At 40.4% G+C, this 17,546-nt stretch carries 12 protein-coding genes; 5 read left to right on the top strand and 7 right to left on the bottom strand.

The features are described 5' to 3' along the window. Nucleotides 1–47: 47 nt before the first annotated feature. From G6053_RS28630 to G6053_RS28645, 4 genes are all read right to left on the bottom strand, one after another. Entirely contained in the window at nt 48–1,292 is a 1,245-nt protein-coding gene (locus G6053_RS28630; protein ID WP_165309301.1) for a DUF1343 domain-containing protein, read from the bottom strand. Nucleotides 1,293–1,723: 431 nt separating this feature from the next. Continuing rightward, nucleotides 1,724–2,371, bottom strand: coding sequence for a peptidoglycan recognition family protein (locus tag G6053_RS28635; RefSeq protein ID WP_165309302.1), 648 nt, complete (start codon nt 2,369–2,371; stop codon nt 1,724–1,726). A 51-nt stretch (nt 2,372–2,422) separates the two neighbouring features. Next, entirely contained in the window at nt 2,423–4,213 is a 1,791-nt protein-coding gene (locus G6053_RS28640; RefSeq protein WP_165309303.1) for a SusD/RagB family nutrient-binding outer membrane lipoprotein, read from the bottom strand. 12 nt (nt 4,214–4,225) lie between these two features. Continuing rightward, complete coding sequence (locus G6053_RS28645) at nt 4,226–7,387, bottom strand: SusC/RagA family TonB-linked outer membrane protein (protein WP_165309304.1); 3,162 nt, start codon at nt 7,385–7,387, stop codon at nt 4,226–4,228. 593 nt (nt 7,388–7,980) lie between these two features. Here G6053_RS28645 and G6053_RS28650 point away from each other — a divergent pair. After that, complete coding sequence (locus G6053_RS28650) at nt 7,981–8,655, top strand: DUF6266 family protein (protein WP_165309305.1); 675 nt, start codon at nt 7,981–7,983, stop codon at nt 8,653–8,655. Here the strand turns inward: G6053_RS28650 and G6053_RS28655 are convergent. The 3 genes from G6053_RS28655 to nagA all read right to left on the bottom strand — a co-directional run bounded on the left by G6053_RS28655 (nt 8,652) and on the right by nagA (nt 12,358). Continuing rightward, nucleotides 8,652–9,206 (bottom strand): acyl-CoA thioesterase, encoded by a 555-nt coding sequence (locus tag G6053_RS28655; protein WP_165309306.1) that lies wholly within the window; start codon nt 9,204–9,206, stop codon nt 8,652–8,654. The two genes, G6053_RS28650 and G6053_RS28655, sit on opposite strands and share 4 nt — an antisense overlap. A 213-nt stretch (nt 9,207–9,419) precedes the next feature. Then, on the bottom strand, nt 9,420–11,042 hold the full coding sequence (locus G6053_RS28660) for a family 10 glycosylhydrolase (protein WP_165309307.1): 1,623 nt from the start codon (nt 11,040–11,042) through the stop codon (nt 9,420–9,422). 209 nt (nt 11,043–11,251) lie between these two features. Continuing rightward, nucleotides 11,252–12,358 carry an N-acetylglucosamine-6-phosphate deacetylase gene (nagA, locus tag G6053_RS28665; RefSeq protein ID WP_241254878.1) on the bottom strand — a complete coding sequence of 369 codons (1,107 nt, stop codon included), beginning with the start codon at nt 12,356–12,358 and terminating at the stop codon, nt 11,252–11,254. 222 nt (nt 12,359–12,580) lie between these two features. Here nagA and G6053_RS31075 point away from each other — a divergent pair, with 222 nt between their 5' ends. The 4 genes from G6053_RS31075 (at nt 12,581) to G6053_RS28680 (ending at nt 17,542) form a co-directional block, all read left to right on the top strand. Further along, the gene (locus tag G6053_RS31075) at nt 12,581–12,712 is read left to right on the top strand and encodes a DUF6728 family protein (protein ID WP_310446321.1); all 132 of its coding nucleotides are present in this window, start codon (nt 12,581–12,583) and stop codon (nt 12,710–12,712) included. Between the two features lie 10 nt (nt 12,713–12,722). Beyond that, nucleotides 12,723–13,109, top strand: a complete 387-nt coding sequence (locus G6053_RS28670) for a RidA family protein (protein ID WP_165309308.1) — start codon at nt 12,723–12,725, stop codon at nt 13,107–13,109. A gap of 3 nt (nt 13,110–13,112) precedes the next feature. Beyond that, on the top strand, nt 13,113–14,024 hold the full coding sequence (locus tag G6053_RS28675; RefSeq protein ID WP_241254879.1) for an EamA family transporter: 912 nt from the start codon (nt 13,113–13,115) through the stop codon (nt 14,022–14,024). A gap of 458 nt (nt 14,025–14,482) precedes the next feature. After that, the gene (locus tag G6053_RS28680; protein WP_108634737.1) at nt 14,483–17,542 is read left to right on the top strand and encodes a SusC/RagA family TonB-linked outer membrane protein; all 3,060 of its coding nucleotides are present in this window, start codon (nt 14,483–14,485) and stop codon (nt 17,540–17,542) included. The last annotated feature ends 4 nt before the right edge of the window (nt 17,543–17,546 follow it).

Below are 17,546 nucleotides of genomic sequence, written 5' to 3' on the forward strand. Positions count from 1 at the left end.
ATTCTAGTTAGTATTGTTAGTTATTCGTTAGCATTGTTTGCCGTACCTCATTCAAAATCAGCGTACAGCAGATACTTTTTGCGCATCTGTTTGTAAACCTTTAAGTCAGCAGCCCAAGATTCCCGGATCTGGATCTCAGACTCGCCCGCAATAATCTGCTTGCGCAGCTGGTCTGTACCAGCCAGCTTGTCAAAAAACTCAGGCCTCGCAAAAAACGTGGATTTGTCCGGTGTTTTCTGATAGAAGTCCAAAAGGTATTTTAGTGTAAATTTTTGGCTGTCCGGATTCAGATCACGCAGATCTATACCATAGTTTGTCGCACCTTTTCCTTCCACATGTTTTGACATGCCATGACGCTCACCCGGAGTAAACGTAAAAGAACCATAGACTGGATTTGTATAGCCCAGTATCTGGAAGGGCCAGTCGGTACCGCGGCCTACCGAGATATCCGTACCTTCAAACAAGCATAAAGACAGATACAGACGCACGGAAAGCTGATTAGGCAGGCTTGGCGATGGAATTACAGGCAGATCGTACATCTTTTTATGATCCCAGTTTTGAGCTTTTATGATCTCTAGGTCAGCCTGTCGCCCATTCTCCAACCATTTTTCCCCATTGATCATCTGCGCGAGTTCACCGATCGTTAACCCATGGATCATTGCGATTTTATGCCAGGAAACATCAGACTTGAATTTATCGTCGTGCCGCACAGGACCATCTACCTGATCACCGTTTGGATTGGGACGATCCAGCACAATCAACTTCTTATTGTGCTTTGCGCATAACTCCATAACACGGTGCAAGGAAGTAATATACGTATAGAAACGTGCACCGACATCTTGTAAATCAAAAATCATCACATCAATGGAATTGACAATTGAATCTTGTTTTTTATTTCCTCCATACAGGGTAAACAAAGGCAATCCAGTTTTTTGATCCACATCATTACCAAATTTCTCTCCACGTTCAACATTACCACGAAAACCATGCTCTGGAGCAAAGGCAAACTTCAGATCCACTTTATTTTCAAGCAGAACATCCACTAAGTGTCTTTTATCCACCCCCACGATGGAAGTTTGATTCCCCATAATACCAACTTTCTTACCTTTTAGCTGCGGTAAATAAGACGATAATTGATCAGCTCCGGGAGTAACAGCAACACCAGCAATATCGTTCACAGTGCCAATCGCATTCTTATCGCCCACCTGAACAGATCTTCGTGTTTGACCACAAGAGGCTAGAGAAAGAAGAGAGACCACACAGGTTAACATTAGTAAGGTATATTTCATCATAAATAGACTATTTGCTCATACATAAATGCAGTTTTATGCATGAATAATTGAAAATCAGGATAAAAGTAAGTAGAAGTTTTCGTTTTTAAAACAAAATTCCTTATAAAAACGCAAAAGAAAGTAAGTGAACACTTACAAATAATAAAAAAAAGGAGTGTTAAATCCGCAACTTGGAAAGCAAAAAAAATCAATCTTAAAGATACAAAAACCTCATATATAGATAATTAAATACAATACATTATTTAATTATCTATATATAAAACAACAGAAAAAAATAGCAAGATTTATATTTAACAACTCTTTAACAATACAGCATAACACGGCAAAAATGCAAAGTATATTATAAAGCTGTCACATTAAGCACACGCTTTCACTGTTTGCGCAAAAAAGCAAACAGCTTATAAAATCCGATTTTATAAGAGAAAGTCAAATTAAGGCAGAGGGTTTAATTTCAGGTTAGCAAGATGTTTTCTCAATCGCTGCATAAACTTATCCCCCGGATCATCTTTTCCAGTGATATATTTTGGATCAGTTTCTTTCCACCAGGAAGTCTTTTTAAAACGCTGGTACTCATGATGACCGATCACATATTCAATGGGATACATCTTACTGAGGTAACGAATAAGTTCTTCATTTGCTTTTAATTGGGCATCCGTCAAGGGGTTCTGACGGCTACCTATATTCTCGATACCGATCGCACAGTAGTTGAGTCCAATAGTATGTCGGGCAAAAATTGTGTCGGGCAAAAATTGATAGATCGTTCCATCACGGTCAATGACATATTGGGAAGAGACATTTAGGGCACTGGCTTTTGTCAGTTCTGGTCTTCCCGGCAGTTTCACCGGATTGAACGTGTTGAATGTTGCTTTCACACTATTGTTTGCAGTCCAGTGAACAACAACCATTTTTGGCTGTATTGTCGGTGCAGACTGGTTTAAACCATGCCTATTTTTCAAATAATCCAGGGATAACTGTATCCGCTCCTGATTCCACGTGATCGGCTTTTGAACTATTTTGGGCGATTGAGCGAAAAGCGAAAATGGAAGTACGACAAAGAAAAATTTTATTAAGTATTGCATTACGAAAAATATTATATGAAGAAAGCCGCAGTTGCGGCTTTCAAATTTAATCTATTCTTTGATATCCCACCAAACCGGGAATGACCATATATCGTCATTTAGCGCATTTGGATGAGAAGCTTTCAGATTATCTGAATTATAATTGATTTCGTGAGAAACCTGACGCACTCTTCTAAACTGTTTTCCGATTGGTATTTTCGTCTGAGCGGCGGCGGTTACTGTATATTCGTAAGGCACAGCCCAACCCGGATACACGGAATTACTGAAATCATAACGACGCATATCGTTCCAATTCTGTTGTGAGAATGATAGGGCAATAAATTTCTGCATCATAATTTTTGCCAGTGTGATATCTCCAGCAGTGCCAATACCTTTATTAAGGAAATTATCAATTTTAGTTTGGCCCATCGGGGATTTACTCACATTAACATTTCCGTAAGTGTTTAATTTGGCATTCATTAAATCTATATGTGCTCTAATTCCATCTTTATACGCGTTAAAAGCACCAGCTTTGTCTCCTTTATTGAACAAAACCTCCGCTTTTATAAAACACATTTCTGGATAAGCAACTAAATGAGTCGGTGCATCTGGACGAGAATAAAAAGTTCCGGAAGCTGCGATCGTCCCGCCTCCCTCTTCCGGCGAATCCTTCCATCTCGCAATATCAGACTTATCGCTATCATATCCTTTAGAGCTGCTTTTAATTGAAACATAAACGGTATCTCCCCAACGCGCAGTGTTCGCTGTATTTATGTACCAAGAATGCGGCGCCACTTTGCGTCCATTACTTTCGATTTCCTCATCTTTCTCGTTAAAAGAAGGTGTTATAGGCCCTGATTCCATACGGATTTTTGACAACATATCAACCCCTTTTGACCGAACAAGCTCCTTAGGATAACCAAATTCCGCCCAAGGAATTAACTTATCTGCACGTGGGTCTTCAATACCTTTATTATCAAAGTTAGTCAACAGATCGACATACCATTTTGTTAGTAAAGTATTCATATTCATACCTGCATTATTGAACACAATGGATGTTTTTACGGGATCCGCAAACAGAATATCGCCAATATTATCCGTAGCATCGTCCATATGGGAAACTACGGTACTTTCGCCGATTGCTAATGGAGCCTTATTTAATGCTGCCAAGATCTCATCTGGTTTGTATAAAGCACTCTTTTTTGAAAGGTTATTTAACCATCGTGCTTTCAGCCCATAGCACATTTTCAACCATTTATTAACATCCCCTCCATTCCAACTATCACCTGCAGACAACGGAGCCGCCGTATTCGGCTGAGCCATACTAAAATATTCAATAGCTTTGTCAATATCTGCCAAGCAACCTTCAAAGATTACCTTGCCGTTATCAAATTTTGGCGTAATAATGGTACTTAAGGCTTCGGTATAAGGCATTTCTCCATACCAGTCCGCCATGAGCATAAACCCCATTGCTTTAATAGCATGCAGTGCACCTAGATAATGGTAAGCACTTTCTGCAGTAGCTTTATCTTCCAGGTCTTTAAAATTAGCCCCTGCACCAACAAAGAAAAACTGATACGGCGTTGTCGACATGCCTGCTGCGGGGTTCCACCCGGCAACCAGACTATTTGAATTCGTGCTATTGACAAACGTCAGTTGCTGGGTCACAAATCCTGCTCGTGTACCCGCCGTTCCTTGCGCATATAAGTAATAATGCTGTATCCAAGCTAATCGACTTTGCACTGAAGCCACTGTACTCGACGGTGTATTGGGGTCAACATTGATATCTAACCAACCTTTACTACATGAAGAAAACAAAGTGAGAACAAACAGAAACGAAAGTATTTTTTTATAGCTATTCATAACTTTTCTATCTTAAAATCTAAAATTTAAACCAAACATAACACCTGCTGTACTTGGTACACCATTGTAATCTATGCCGACCGAACTGGAACCTGCCACACCAGATCCCGCTGCCGACGCTTCAGGATCAAGCCCCTTATAATTTGTCAATAACCAAAGGTTTGTACCTGTTAATGTAGCTGTTAAGCCTTTAACTACTTTTGAAATACCAGCATTTTTCAAAACACCATCCGAAAAATTATAGGCGACTGAAATATTGCGCAATCTCAACCAGTTAGTATTCACCATAAAGTTAGCACTCTCGCGAGCATAAAAATCACTCCAATAATCTTGGATAATTTTTCTACCGCTCGTTGGCACACCTTTAATATCATACATTTGATCTGCCATAAACGTAAACGTTTTATCTTCAAAAACTGGAGACTCATTGGTTCCACCATTACGGATAGCCCCAGATAATATCAACTTATCCCGATCCTCCGTGCGCTTACTCATACCATTAATTGTCATCGCATAATCTGTACCGTTGTAAATATCTCCACCTATACGAAAATCAAATAAGAAGGAAAGGTTAAAGTTTTTATAGGTCAAACTATTATTAAATCCGCCGGTCAACTTAGGCTCACGATTTCCAATATCATAAGTCGTTTGGTTATCACTCGTCGGCATACCTGTATTGGCATCCAAAACGACTTTCCCATCTGGAGTGCGTGTCCATTTTGAGCCCGAAATCGCCATAAAATTTCCGCCGTTAAAAGATGCTGCTTTCGCATTACCAACCTGAACATCTGTCACATACAAAATATTTACACCTGCCAACAGATTATCTACAGTTCCTTTATTTCTGGACATATTCAAGGTCGATTCCCACACAAAATCGTTCTTAACAATTGGCTTACCTGTCAAAGACAATTCCATTCCCTTATTATATATATCACCGCCATTGAGTGAAATAAAAATATAACCTGTTGACTGTCCCAAACGAGGAGATAAGATCTGGTTATAGGAGTTGTTGGTATAATAGGCATAATCCACACCCAATCGCCCTTTAAAGAAGCGCAATTCAGCACCTACTTCAAACGAACCTGTTGTTTCAGGTTTTAAAAATGGATTGCCTTTCTGCCAATTATTTCCCGCTCCAACTATTCCTCCTAAATATTCAACTGGCCGCCAAAGATAAGTGTTTGTCACATAGGGGTTAGCATCTTTTCCCACGCGGGCCCATGAGGCTCGTAATTTACCAAAGTCCAACCAATCAGGACGATTATCCTTCATCAACTCAGTAAACACGAAACTACCTCCAATAGATGGATAAAAATAAGATCTATTGTCTACAGGTAGTGTCGAAGTCCAGTCATTTCTTCCGGTTACATTCAAGAACAACATGTTTTTATATGAAGCCCTTAGCTCACCATACAAACCAAAAAGACGCTTTTTTGTATTGTTTACCGAAAATTGCTTATTAGCGGCCGCAATATTTTCAAAGCTATAAAAATTATCAACCTCAAAATGGTATCCCATACGACGATTTGTCGTCGTCTTTGTTTGTTCAGAGAAAAATCCGATTAAAGCCCCTAAATCAAAATCGCCTACTTTTTTATTAAAATTGGACATGATATTGGAGGACCAATAGTTGTATTTAAAATCACTTTCCGACATCATCCCCTGTTGCCATGGTTTTTTGATCGCACCTCCCTCACCGATAATCGTTGAGTTTTTTGTAAGGTAACTGTCCATCCCCACACGATAGGTCAGGTTCCACCAGTCAAAAATAGGCATTGTAGCATTGATGCTTCCGGTAATACGCTCGGTATTATCTCCTAGTATATTTTCGTTGATTGTCCAATAAGGGTTCTCAATATCGTCTTCCAAAGGCTGACGCCCTTCAAACATCCGATATTTTGTCCCATCATCGTTGAGGTATTTTTTCATATTGTCGCTTCGCGACCAGCTGTAGAGAGACTCCATGGCACCTGTACCGCCTGATCCCCATAGACCGGCAGAAGTCAGGGTTTTATCTGTATTAGCCAACGAATAGCCGACATTGGCACCTACCGTCAATTTCCCAAATTTTTGGTCGCCATTAAAACGGAACGTGGTTTTATCAAAGCTCGTATTTGGCACTATGCCCTTTTGATCGAACCGGGAACCAGACAAATAGAACGAACCATTTTTATTTCCTCCCGATAAATTGACTGTATTGTCAAATACAGTGGAATGCTGAAAGAAATCTTTTATATTATTATAGACAACATCATTACTTCCAAACTTTTCACCCCAGGATTGTGTTGTATAATCATCCAATACGCCTGCACTATTGTAATAGCCACGTTTATATTTTCCTTGCTGTTCCGGCAACCTATTCACCCAATTATTTGAAAATCTACTTGAAAAACCGATTTCAGTACGACCTTCCTGCCCTTTTTTTGTAGTAATAATAATGGCTCCTGCAGCCGCCCGCGACCCATATAATGCCGCCGCCGCAGGTCCTTTCAATACCGAGACATTATCAATATCTTCTGGATTAATATCCATCACACGGTTACTATTGGAAGTTGCTGTAGCTTGTGCCCCATCGAATGCACTATTTCCTCCGATAACTGTAGAGTTATCATAGATTACCCCATCTACAACAAACAGAGGTTGATTATCCCGCTCCAAAGATGTCCCCCCGCGTAAGATAATTTGTGCTCCAGCCCCCGCAGAGCCCGAAGCCTGCGTTACGTTGACACCGGCTATCTTGCCCGCTAATGAGTTAACCACATTGGCAGTCTTATTCTTCATCAATTCATCAGACTTGATATCCTGAACAGCATAACCTAAGGCTTTCTTCTCTTTTTTAATCCCCATCGCTGTCACAACTACCTCCTCAAGAGCTTCCTCGCTACCAGCAAGAGAAATATTGATTGTAGCATCCGAGCCGACGAGTTGCTGTTTTTCTTTGGAACCAACAGCCCTAAAAATTAAAATATCTCCGGGCTCGGCTTTAATTGTGAAACTTCCATCTGGATTAGTTTGTGTACTGACAGGTTTACCTTTGATGCTTACCGTAACATTTGCCATCGATCCACCATCTGAGGCATTCGTCACTTTACCAGTAACTGTTTTGGTCTGTGCCCATAAACTGGTAGATAGCATCACTCCTGAGCAGATTAAGAGTAATTTTTTATTCATGGTATTTAGTTAGTTGTTAATAACTGATCATAACGGGAGATTCCAACCCGAGGTCTACACCAATTATATTACAATACTATAAAAAGAGAAGTATTTATGCAAGTTTATGCGTAATTATTTGAAAAAGAAATAAAAATAAAAATATTAACGCACGATTCGACATGAATTAACCCAAAAACAGATCGCATAAGCAATACAAAAACGCATGTATCAGCAAAATTTAAAGCAGAATCAGAGTTAAACAGCATTTTCATCTAATCTGACTTCGCTTAAATCCCATTTAAATCGCATATTGAATGCATATATCAAGTAAAACCTAATGAAACAGCAAACTTCACAAACAAAAAAGCCACACTAATACATAAAGCACTTATTATTTAATATAAAGAGCTAAATAATTTCTACAATTATACGGTGCTTATTCGGTACTAATACGGTTATTATTCGGTGCTCAAACGGTTATAACCGTTTAAGTCTTGTGTAATCTCCGTTATATATCCCTGCAAGATTTGTATTATTGTAGAAGTTATAGTATTGATAAACATGTATTTATTTTGTACCTTAAGCAGAAATAAACACAGTAAATTTAAATTATGGCAATTATTAAAAATGGAGCGAACGGCACGCTTTCGGGTAAAGCTGGTTCAGTTGTCTTCGTTACCAATGGGAACACAACTTACGCAAGAGGTTTACCAAAGAAAACTAGCAAAAAACCCACTTCTGAGCAGATTGTGGCACGTTCGCGATTTTCCATTATTCAAAAATTCATTTCACCGATACTCCCCTTTATAAGGATCGGATTTAAAAATTATAATCCAAATAAAAAGGCACATAGTAATGCGATGTCCTATAACCTTAACAATGGCACAGAAAAAACAGCAAATGGTTATAGGATCAATTATGAGGATTTTCGCATAAGTAAAGGGTCTCCAAATCCCATTACATCCTTCATGTTTGACCTTGATAGGAAGAACGGTACATTTACACTCTCATGGGAATACGATACAAGTATTGCTACACAGTACCAGCAGGACTCAAGTAGTTGCCAGATCGTTTTGTATAATGCTGAGGAGATGCTAATAAGCAATGTCTTTGCAAATGAAAGCCGCAACATCCTCAAGCATAAGTCGCAATCTGTCGAGTTAAGCGAAACCCAACATATCGGAACATACCACATCTATGTATATTTCTATAAAACCAATGGAAGCAATGAATGTACAGACAGTAAATATCTTGGCACCTTCGAATGGCAGAAGATGGAAACCTAAGAAGCCAAGTTAATCTTCACATCATAATGTTTTTTAATATAAGCTTGTTGCTCGGCTGAATCCGTTTCGAGGTCATGAATCGCACGATCACGCTCTTTGTCCACTTCCATCTTGACCACACAGCGATAAAATCGAAACACATCCTTTTCCGTCTCCAGGATCAACCGGGGCACACGGGCAGGTTTACCCGTTTCATCTTTAGCGACCATGGTAAAATAAGAGGAGTTACAATGCTTCGTTTCACCCGTTTGAATATTCATGGCCTCCACACGGATTCCCACTTCCATCGATGAATTGCCAACGTAATTAACGGATGCAATTAACGTGACCAGCTCTCCTACCTCTATCGGTTTCAAAAAATCAACCTTGCCAACAGAGGCTGTGACGCAATAATGTGCCGAAAACTTAGACGCTACCGCAAAGGCTATTTGATCCATCAACGACAAAATATATCCGCCATGAATCTTTCCGCCGAAATTAGCGTTGGACGGCAACATCAACTGTGAAATTCGGATCACCGATTCACTAACGGTTTTATAAATCTCTTCCATATCCCTAAATTTACTTTGGACAGGCCAAAAATCAAAACAAAATCACTGTGTTTCAACAAATACCAACATTTGTGATCTAAAAAAGACAAATACGTTCTGTCATTCGGTATAGAAGCACATGTCATACGAATAAGATGATCCGGTAAGATATAAAAAAAGCAAAGGGATATCCGAAATGTCAGATACCCCTTCTCCAAATAGTACAAAAACTCTTTATTTAATTTTTTCAGCTATATAGGGGCTTTCATTGCTCAACCGATCAATAGCCTTTACCGCAACATACTGCAATTTTTTATTATTCAATGCCGTCGGCACATCTTTCGTCGTTACTCCAGGTTCCAAGATCTCATATTTCCATTCGCCGCCATAATTCAGGTATAATACCCATTTCGCAACTTGGTCAATTTGCTGATGTTGCCATTTTAAGAACATATTATTTCCTTGTGGCGTCAGTAGCAACGTCGGCTTCAACAAAGGGTTTGCATTGAGCCATGGACTCGGCGGAACCAAAGCTTTAGATTGATAAGGCCCTTCCACCAGCGCCTGCGTCATTGCTGGATTTTTGATCAGTCCGGCCAAACTCCAATGGATGACGCCATTGCGGTTATCCGGCAAAATATTACGTGCTGCGGCAACCTGATTCACAATCTCCTGCACATATTCAGGGCCACGTCTTCCGACTGTATTAATACCCGGCCAGAGATGCCGCCCCATTGTATTCTCACTTTCCCACCATTTTAATAAAGCCGTATAGCTCTGCTTCGCCGGTTGGATAGGCCAATAGAGCTGTGGCGCAAAATAATCTATCCAGCCTTTATTCAACCACAATTTAGCATCTGCATATAACATATCGTATTGACTCGATCCCTGAATTCCGGCAGGATATCCCGGCTTCCAAATTCCAAAAGGACTAATACCAAATTTCACGAAGTTTTTTTCCCTTTTTATATCCTTGTAGATCCGCTCAATAAACGTGTTTACACTGTTTCTTCTAAAATCACCACGTGACAAGGTACCGCCATTACGTTTAAACTCATTATAGCTGTCCGAATCCGGAAAATCTTGTCCACCATTATATTCGGCATAGGGATAAAAATAATCGTCGAAATGCACCCCGTCAATATCATAACGCTTAACGATATCCATCACAACACGTGCTGCATGTTCTTGCGTCGATTGTTTAGATGGATCAAACCAGTAATAGCCCTGTTTTAACTTCACAACAGACTCTGGCATTTTACGCGCCATCGAAGCCGATGTTACAGCCCCACCAGCAGTATGATGAGCACGATAAGGGTTCAACCAAACATGAAGTTCAATTCCCCTTTTGTGCGCCTGTTCAACCCAAAATTCAAGTGGATCATAATAGGGTGACGGTGCTTGCCCCTCCGTTCCCGTCAAAAAATACGACCATGGCTCGAGATCGCTCTTATAAAAAGCATCTGCAGAAGGACGCACCTGAAAGATAACTGCATTGAAATTATTAGTCTTCAAAAAGTCGAGGATACCAATCGCTTCTTGCTGCTGTTCGGCAGTACTGAGATTATTTTTGCTCGGCCAGTTGATGTTGGCTACAGAAGCAACCCAGGCCGCACGAAACTCACGGGGCACAAGAGGAAGATCAACAACGATATCCTTCTTTTTTTCAACCGCAGGCTGTTCTTTTGTCTCTATCGTATTTTTCATCCGCTCTCGCTTCGGAACTGAAGGGGGATCTTTTTTTACAATTTCAACATTGGTATTTGTGTTTACAGGTTCTTGCTTTTTATTTTTCTTGGAAGAACAAGAAGACAAAAGAAAGAGTGCCGTAGTTAAAAATAATAAGGAACGTTTCATCAAGCTATAGAATATTATGTTTTTTTTCAAACTAACCCCCAAAACTAAGCTAAATTTCAATAGAAAAGAAATTTAGCAGTCACCCATCCGCTTTAAAAAGATATTTCTATCGGATGAAAAGAAGCTGTATATATTTCATTATCAGACAACCAAGCAATCTAATCCAATTTATAAACTCATGCTAGCTGGAAACTCTTGCAATCCGGAGATCAATAACGTAGCTCCCCTTTAAAGATAACATGTTCCAGCCTGAGGTCATCCGTAAATACGATGACATTGGCCATGCTCCCAGCATTTAAATTCCCGACATCCCTTCGCTGCAATAGCTTAGCCGGATAAGTCGTAGCCATCCGGATCGCCTCATCCAGGGGAATTCCAACCTGTTCCACACAGTTTCTGATTCCTTCAAACAGGGAAATTGCCGCACCCGAAATTGTTCCGTCCGGCAAGGCGTAATAGCCATCGTTCAATACATGCTGATAGATCCCCTTACTGCATGCCGCCACGGCATCCGTAATCATAAATAAACGCTCGCCCATTTGTCGTTTGGCGATTTTTACAGCTTCAAAGCTGACATGATGTCCATCGACAATAATGCTCGCGCAGGCACTCTTGTGATTAAAAATAGCACCGACCAAACCTACTTCACGATGGTGTAACGGCGACATGGCATTGAACAGATGGGTACTCGTCGGAATTCCCGAATCGTAACCATGTGTTCCTTCCTCAAAAGTAGCATTGCTATGCCCAGCGCTGAGCAGCAACTGATAACCTTGCAAATACGTCAGCACCTCGTCCGAAAAACATTCAGGTGCAATCGTCATCATCCTGACAACATTATTTCCCTGCAACAGCTCTTCGATCCTTTCCTTCGTTGGCGCTATGATCAGTTCTTCGGGATGAGCTCCCCTTTTTTTTGCATTCAGAAAGGGCCCTTCCAGATGCAGGCCTAAAAAGGCATCATGATGATAGTCCTCAGCGATACGAATAGCCTCTTTGAATACCGCAATTGTATTTGTTGCCAAAGTCATCATATAGGAAGTCGTCCCTTTATCAATCAGCCCGTTGGAGATCCGTTCCAAAGAGTCCAAGGTAAGTTCGGCAGAATACAAATCCGAACCATCACCATACAATTGCAGGTCGACCAAGCCCGCGCAAATATTGGTTCCTTTGACATCAAGCAGTTGATATCCTTCTGGGAGATCCTGCTCATTGACGATGCCTACAATTTTTCCTTCATCCAGGAGCAATGCTCTGTGCTCTATAATTTCTGTGCCGGTATAGATCTTACCGCCAGTCAATGCCATTTTTTTCATTAAAATAATTGTTACATGTTATCCGCTTTTAGCGTTTAGATCCTAGCGCTGTCACCATAGCATATATTCATACGCCATACAGACCTTCACGCCCTGCAATTCTTCCTGGTAAAAATTTGCCTTTACCCTTCTCCAGCTAAAGTTAGGATTTGTCTTTGCGCTATCCCAAAATTTTTACTTTTTTAATTTTAACTTTTTAATTTACTGTCGTAACTTAGTTCCATGTACTTTTTCAGAAAGCGCAATGCCGATCGCCCCACAAATGGCAGCATTAAAGCCATGCATATCATTAATGCAACGGCCATTATTGTCTTTTTATTGGGGTTGATCTATAAAATATTTTTTTCATCCTAAACTAGCAACCATGTCAAAAAAAGAGATCTTCAATACAGACAAAGCTCCTGCAGCAATAGGCCCCTACAACCAAGCGATTAAGGCAGGTAATACCCTTTATGTTTCCGGACAGATTCCACTTGTTCCTGAAACAATGGAGCTGATCTCATCGGGCGTAAAAGATGAAGCGCATCAGGTATTGAAAAATGTCGAAGCCATTTTAACACATGCTGGTTATACATTTCAGGATGTCGTCAAGGCCTCCATCTTTTTAAGCGACATGGGCAACTTTAGCCTTGTTAATGACGTTTATGCAGAATATTTCAAGGAAGCCCAACCTGCACGTGAGTGCGTGGCAGTGAAGACATTACCGAAGAATGTCAATGTCGAGATTTCGGTAATTGCCTGGAAAGATTAATCCGTGGAAAATAACAACGAAACTGTAAGCCGCGGAAAATATCTTTTCGCGGCTTTTTTGGCTCCCTTCATTTGGGGATTCATGTCCATTCCCGTTCGGTGGATACGGGAATATCCTGCCGAGGACATTCTATATTTTAGGATCGTAACGGCCTTGGCCGCACTTTGGCTCTATCTTCTGCTTTTCCAACGGAAGACGTTACGCTTGGATATTCAGAAGTTCAGGGAGCTTTCAAAAAAAGGAAAAATTCGGCAGACCAGCCTTACTGTCCTTGCTTGCCTGTTGATCTTCGGCAACTGGTTCACCTATATTTATGCCGTCAACCACATCAGTATCCAGTCCGCAGCTCTGGCCTATCTAACTTGCCCGCTGATTACAGCGGCAGCAGCCTATTTCATCTTAAAAGAAGAGCTACGTCCAATTCAGAAGGTGGCTCTCCTCATTGCCTTTGGCAGTGTATGCCTATTAGCTAAAGGATCACTACATGATGTGCTATGGGCAGCGACCATCGCCACCTGTTATGCCTTCTATCTTATTGTACAGCGCGTGTCTACTGGATTTAACAAACTTAATCAGTTGGTTATCCAATTGAGCATCTGCGCGTTATTTGTCATTCCCAGACTGGTCTATAATCATCATGAGATTCCCACAGATCCTGTCTTTTGGGGTACAATCATACTGATTGCAGTTATATTTACCATTATTCCACTATTTCTGAGTATGTACGCCTTGATTGGTATTTCCTCTACCACCACAGGTGTATTGCTATACATCAATCCAATCATTGCTTTCACCTTGGCAGCGACCTATTTTCAGGAGCCTGTTCCCTTCATCAAATATCTGGCTTATGGAATTATATTGATGGCAATCGTCCTTTTCAATAGTATCAATTTCCGCCAGACCAGGAAAAATTAAAGTCATTGTAACCAAAGGTCAACTACACCTGGAATTAAATCTTTATAAATAATCTGGCTTATCACCATTAACTGCAAAGGTAATAAGCTAGATTATTCACTTTTCCTTTGAAAGGAAGATACATTTCCAGCAAGAAACAAAAAATGACAAAACACATTAATCTCACATACAATAACTTACAAAACACCTCTTCGCATTTGTATCAACTTTGTTTACCAAAATTTTTGATTTTTCATCAACAGTAGTAAATTAGTGCTCAATTTAAGGGGAATCACACCCCCTTTTTGCTCCATCACTTCAGTATTGAATAGCATACAATAATCACTGATTTTGCTTTCCATTCATATTCAATACATTTTTCCTAACCGACATGCTAAATGGAATTAGCCCATTACCGTGGAAAAAATCTACTGTTATGAAAAATATGTATATAAAACTGAATATAACACATATACTATATGAATAACAAATTATACACTACACTAAGGATGTTGAGTATTGTTCCGACAATGCTCTTTTCGGCATCTTTACTTCATGCGCAAAGCAGCCAAGTGAAAGGGACGGTTGTTGACGCTAAATCAAAAGCTCCACTTGTGGGTGCTACGATCAAAGTACTAGGCACATCAACAGCTAGTTCTACAGACAGCAAAGGTGCATTCCAGATCAATGTAGACGATAAAAATCGTGTTCTGAATATCAGCACCATCGGTTACGAAAATAAAACCGTTACACTCGGACCGGGCGAAACCACAATTACAGTAAGCATGGATGAGCAGACGCAACAGTTAGAAAGTGTTGTTGTCACCGCTCTTGGTATCAGCCGTGCACAGAAATCATTGACTTACTCCACCCAACAGGTCAACGGGGATGAACTGAACAAGGTAAAAAGTACCAATTTAGCCAACAACCTGAACGGTAAGGTAGCAGGGGTCAATATCGCTTCCAGCTCATCAGGGCCAGGTGGTTCCGCGAAAGTCATTTTACGTGGTAATAAATCGGCTTCCGGTAACAACCAGGTACTTTATGTTGTCGATGGTGTCCCGATCAACAACCAGACATTGGCAAGCCAGCCAGACAACGTCTTCGGCGGACAGCGTGATGGTGGCGACCCTATTTCATTGATCAACCCAGAAGATATCGAAAACATCTCTGTATTAAAAGGAGCATCTGCAGCGGCACTATACGGTAGCCAAGCAGCTAATGGCGTTATCTTAGTGACAACAAAATCAGGTAAACAAGGCCGCACAACGATTAATTTTTCATCAAGTGCACAGATAGAACAAGCGGTATCCACGCCTAAATTCCAAAGCCAATATGGTCAAGGTTCAGGCGGCAAGAACAGTAATACCAGTGTATTTAGCTGGGGAGACAAAACCAATGGTGCCAACTACGACAATGTAGGTGAATTTTTCCGCACAGGTAGCAACTTCACCAATTCATTGACATTATCCGGAGGTAACGAAAAAAATCAGACTTACTTTTCTTATGCCAACACCCTCGCTAAAGGTATACTTCCAGAAAATGACCTGATGCGTCACAATTTCAACCTCAAGGAGAGTGCTACATTCTTCGATGATAAATTGACCGTTGAAGGAAGCGCCAACTACATTACCCAAAAATTGGATAATGCGCCTACTTCGGGTTTTTATTATAACCCATTGGTTGGAACCTACCTATTACCTCGAAGCCTAAATATCGCAGATTACGAAAATTACGAAACGTTCAATACAAGCCGCAACCTTAATGAACAAAACTGGTTCAGCCTAAGTGATAGTCCTACAACACAACAAAATCCATGGTGGATCGTCAATAGGAACCCGACACGCTCAACTCGAAACCGTTTGCTTTTAAATGGTAGTGCAAAATATAAGGTAGCCCCATGGATTAGCATTCAGGCTAGAGGAAGTGTCGATCGCACTTCAGAGGTTTGGGACCGCAAAGTTTATGCGAGCACGCCAAATCCTTTAGGAAAAGCAAATGGTAACTATAATTATACAAATACCACCATTACACAGCAATACGGTGATGTCGTAGCCAATATGAACTTTAATGTCAGCGATAAATTTCAGATCACTGGATTGGTCGGAACAAGCATAACTGACTGGAAAACCGAAGGTGTAGATTTTAATACAGGTATTGATGGATTAAAAATCCCGAATCAATTCTTTATTCAAAATACAACAACACCTGTCACTTCGACATTATCCGCTAACCGGAGACAGCTGCAATCGGTATTTGCATCTGCAAACTTAGCTTATGACAACTGGATCTATTTAGACCTGACCGCTAGAAATGACTGGTCGAGTACATTAGCATTCACAGGAACCAAATCTTTCTTCTATCCATCTGCAGGATTGGGCATCGTATTGAACGACAAGTTAAACTTACCTGAATTTGTCAATATGGCCAAGGTCCGTGGCTCGTATGCGGTAGTGGGTAATGACTTACCTCCTTACACAAGCTTATTAACAAATACTGTGAATCCATACGCTGTATTGACAGTGAACGATATTGCCTTCTTAAAAACATTAAAACCTGAAAAAACGAAATCTTTTGAAATCGGGACAGAATGGCGCATGTGGAACAACCGTTTGAATGTTGATGTAACTTACTACAAAACAAACACAACAAACCAATTCTTTAAAGTCGCAGCAAGCCAGGCATCATTAAACAAACAATATGCTATTAATGCTGGTGACATCCAAAACCAAGGAGTTGAAGCATTGGTATCATTAGATGCAATTAGAAATGATGATTTCAAATGGACAACAAGTATCAACTTCACCTACAATAAAAACAAGATAAAAAAACTAGCTGATGCTGTTCCTGAGTTTAGTTTAACCGGGGAAAACCAAAACAACTTTGCTTCCAAACTTGAAGTAGGAGGCTCTTTTGGCGATATCTATGGACAGGATTTTGTTCGTGATGACCAAGGGAGAATTATTATTTCAGAAGACGGCATCCCTCAGAAAACAAGCGCATATACTAAATTAGGGAATTCAAATCCAATTTGGCAAATGGGCTGGAATAACAGTTTCAATTACAAAAATTTCAATTTAAGCTTCTTGATTGACGGAAAGTTTAATTATGATGTCATGTCAATTACACAGTCTGTGATGGATGGCTACGGAGTATCTGAAGCAAGTGGAGCGGCCCGTGCAAATGGAGGTGTTTCTGTAAACGGTGTCACACCAAATGGAACCCCTGTTTCTGTCGTGGATGCGGAGAAATGGTATACCTCAACTGGCGGTATAGGTCCAGTCAGCAGCCAATATATTTATGATGGAACGGTTGTGAGATTACGAGAATTGACTTTCGGTTATGACTTCAACATCAAAGATAGCTTCTTCAAAAAACTGCGTGTAAATGCTGTGGGAAGAAACCTATTCTACATTTCGAAAAAAGCTCCTTTCGACCCAGAAGTAACCATGTCAACAGGAAATGCGTTAAGCGGTGTAGATATCTTTATGATGCCTGCAACCCGTAACTACGGACTTACATTAAATGCAACTTTCTAAACGA

Source organism: Sphingobacterium sp. DR205 (genome assembly GCF_011064245.1).
Taxonomy (GTDB): domain Bacteria; phylum Bacteroidota; class Bacteroidia; order Sphingobacteriales; family Sphingobacteriaceae; genus Sphingobacterium; species Sphingobacterium athyrii.

Excerpts from the sequence above, each read along its gene's own strand:
- G6053_RS28655 (WP_165309306.1), bottom strand. The coding sequence starts at position 9,206 with ATGGAAGAGATTTATAAAACCGTTAGTGAATCGGTGATCCGAATTTCA.
- G6053_RS28640 (WP_165309303.1), bottom strand. The coding sequence starts at position 4,213 with ATGAATAGCTATAAAAAAATACTTTCGTTTCTGTTTGTTCTCACTTTG.
- G6053_RS28645 (WP_165309304.1), bottom strand. The coding sequence starts at position 7,387 with ATGAATAAAAAATTACTCTTAATCTGCTCAGGAGTGATGCTATCTACC.
- G6053_RS31075 (WP_310446321.1), top strand. The coding sequence starts at position 12,581 with ATGTACTTTTTCAGAAAGCGCAATGCCGATCGCCCCACAAATGGCAGC.
- G6053_RS28650 (WP_165309305.1), top strand. The coding sequence starts at position 7,981 with ATGGCAATTATTAAAAATGGAGCGAACGGCACGCTTTCGGGTAAAGCT.
- G6053_RS28635 (WP_165309302.1), bottom strand. The coding sequence starts at position 2,371 with ATGCAATACTTAATAAAATTTTTCTTTGTCGTACTTCCATTTTCGCTT.
- G6053_RS28630 (WP_165309301.1), bottom strand. The coding sequence starts at position 1,292 with ATGATGAAATATACCTTACTAATGTTAACCTGTGTGGTCTCTCTTCTT.
- nagA (WP_241254878.1), bottom strand. The coding sequence starts at position 12,358 with ATGAAAAAAATGGCATTGACTGGCGGTAAGATCTATACCGGCACAGAA.
- G6053_RS28670 (WP_165309308.1), top strand. The coding sequence starts at position 12,723 with ATGTCAAAAAAAGAGATCTTCAATACAGACAAAGCTCCTGCAGCAATA.
- G6053_RS28660 (WP_165309307.1), bottom strand. The coding sequence starts at position 11,042 with ATGAAACGTTCCTTATTATTTTTAACTACGGCACTCTTTCTTTTGTCT.
- G6053_RS28680 (WP_108634737.1), top strand. The coding sequence starts at position 14,483 with ATGAATAACAAATTATACACTACACTAAGGATGTTGAGTATTGTTCCG.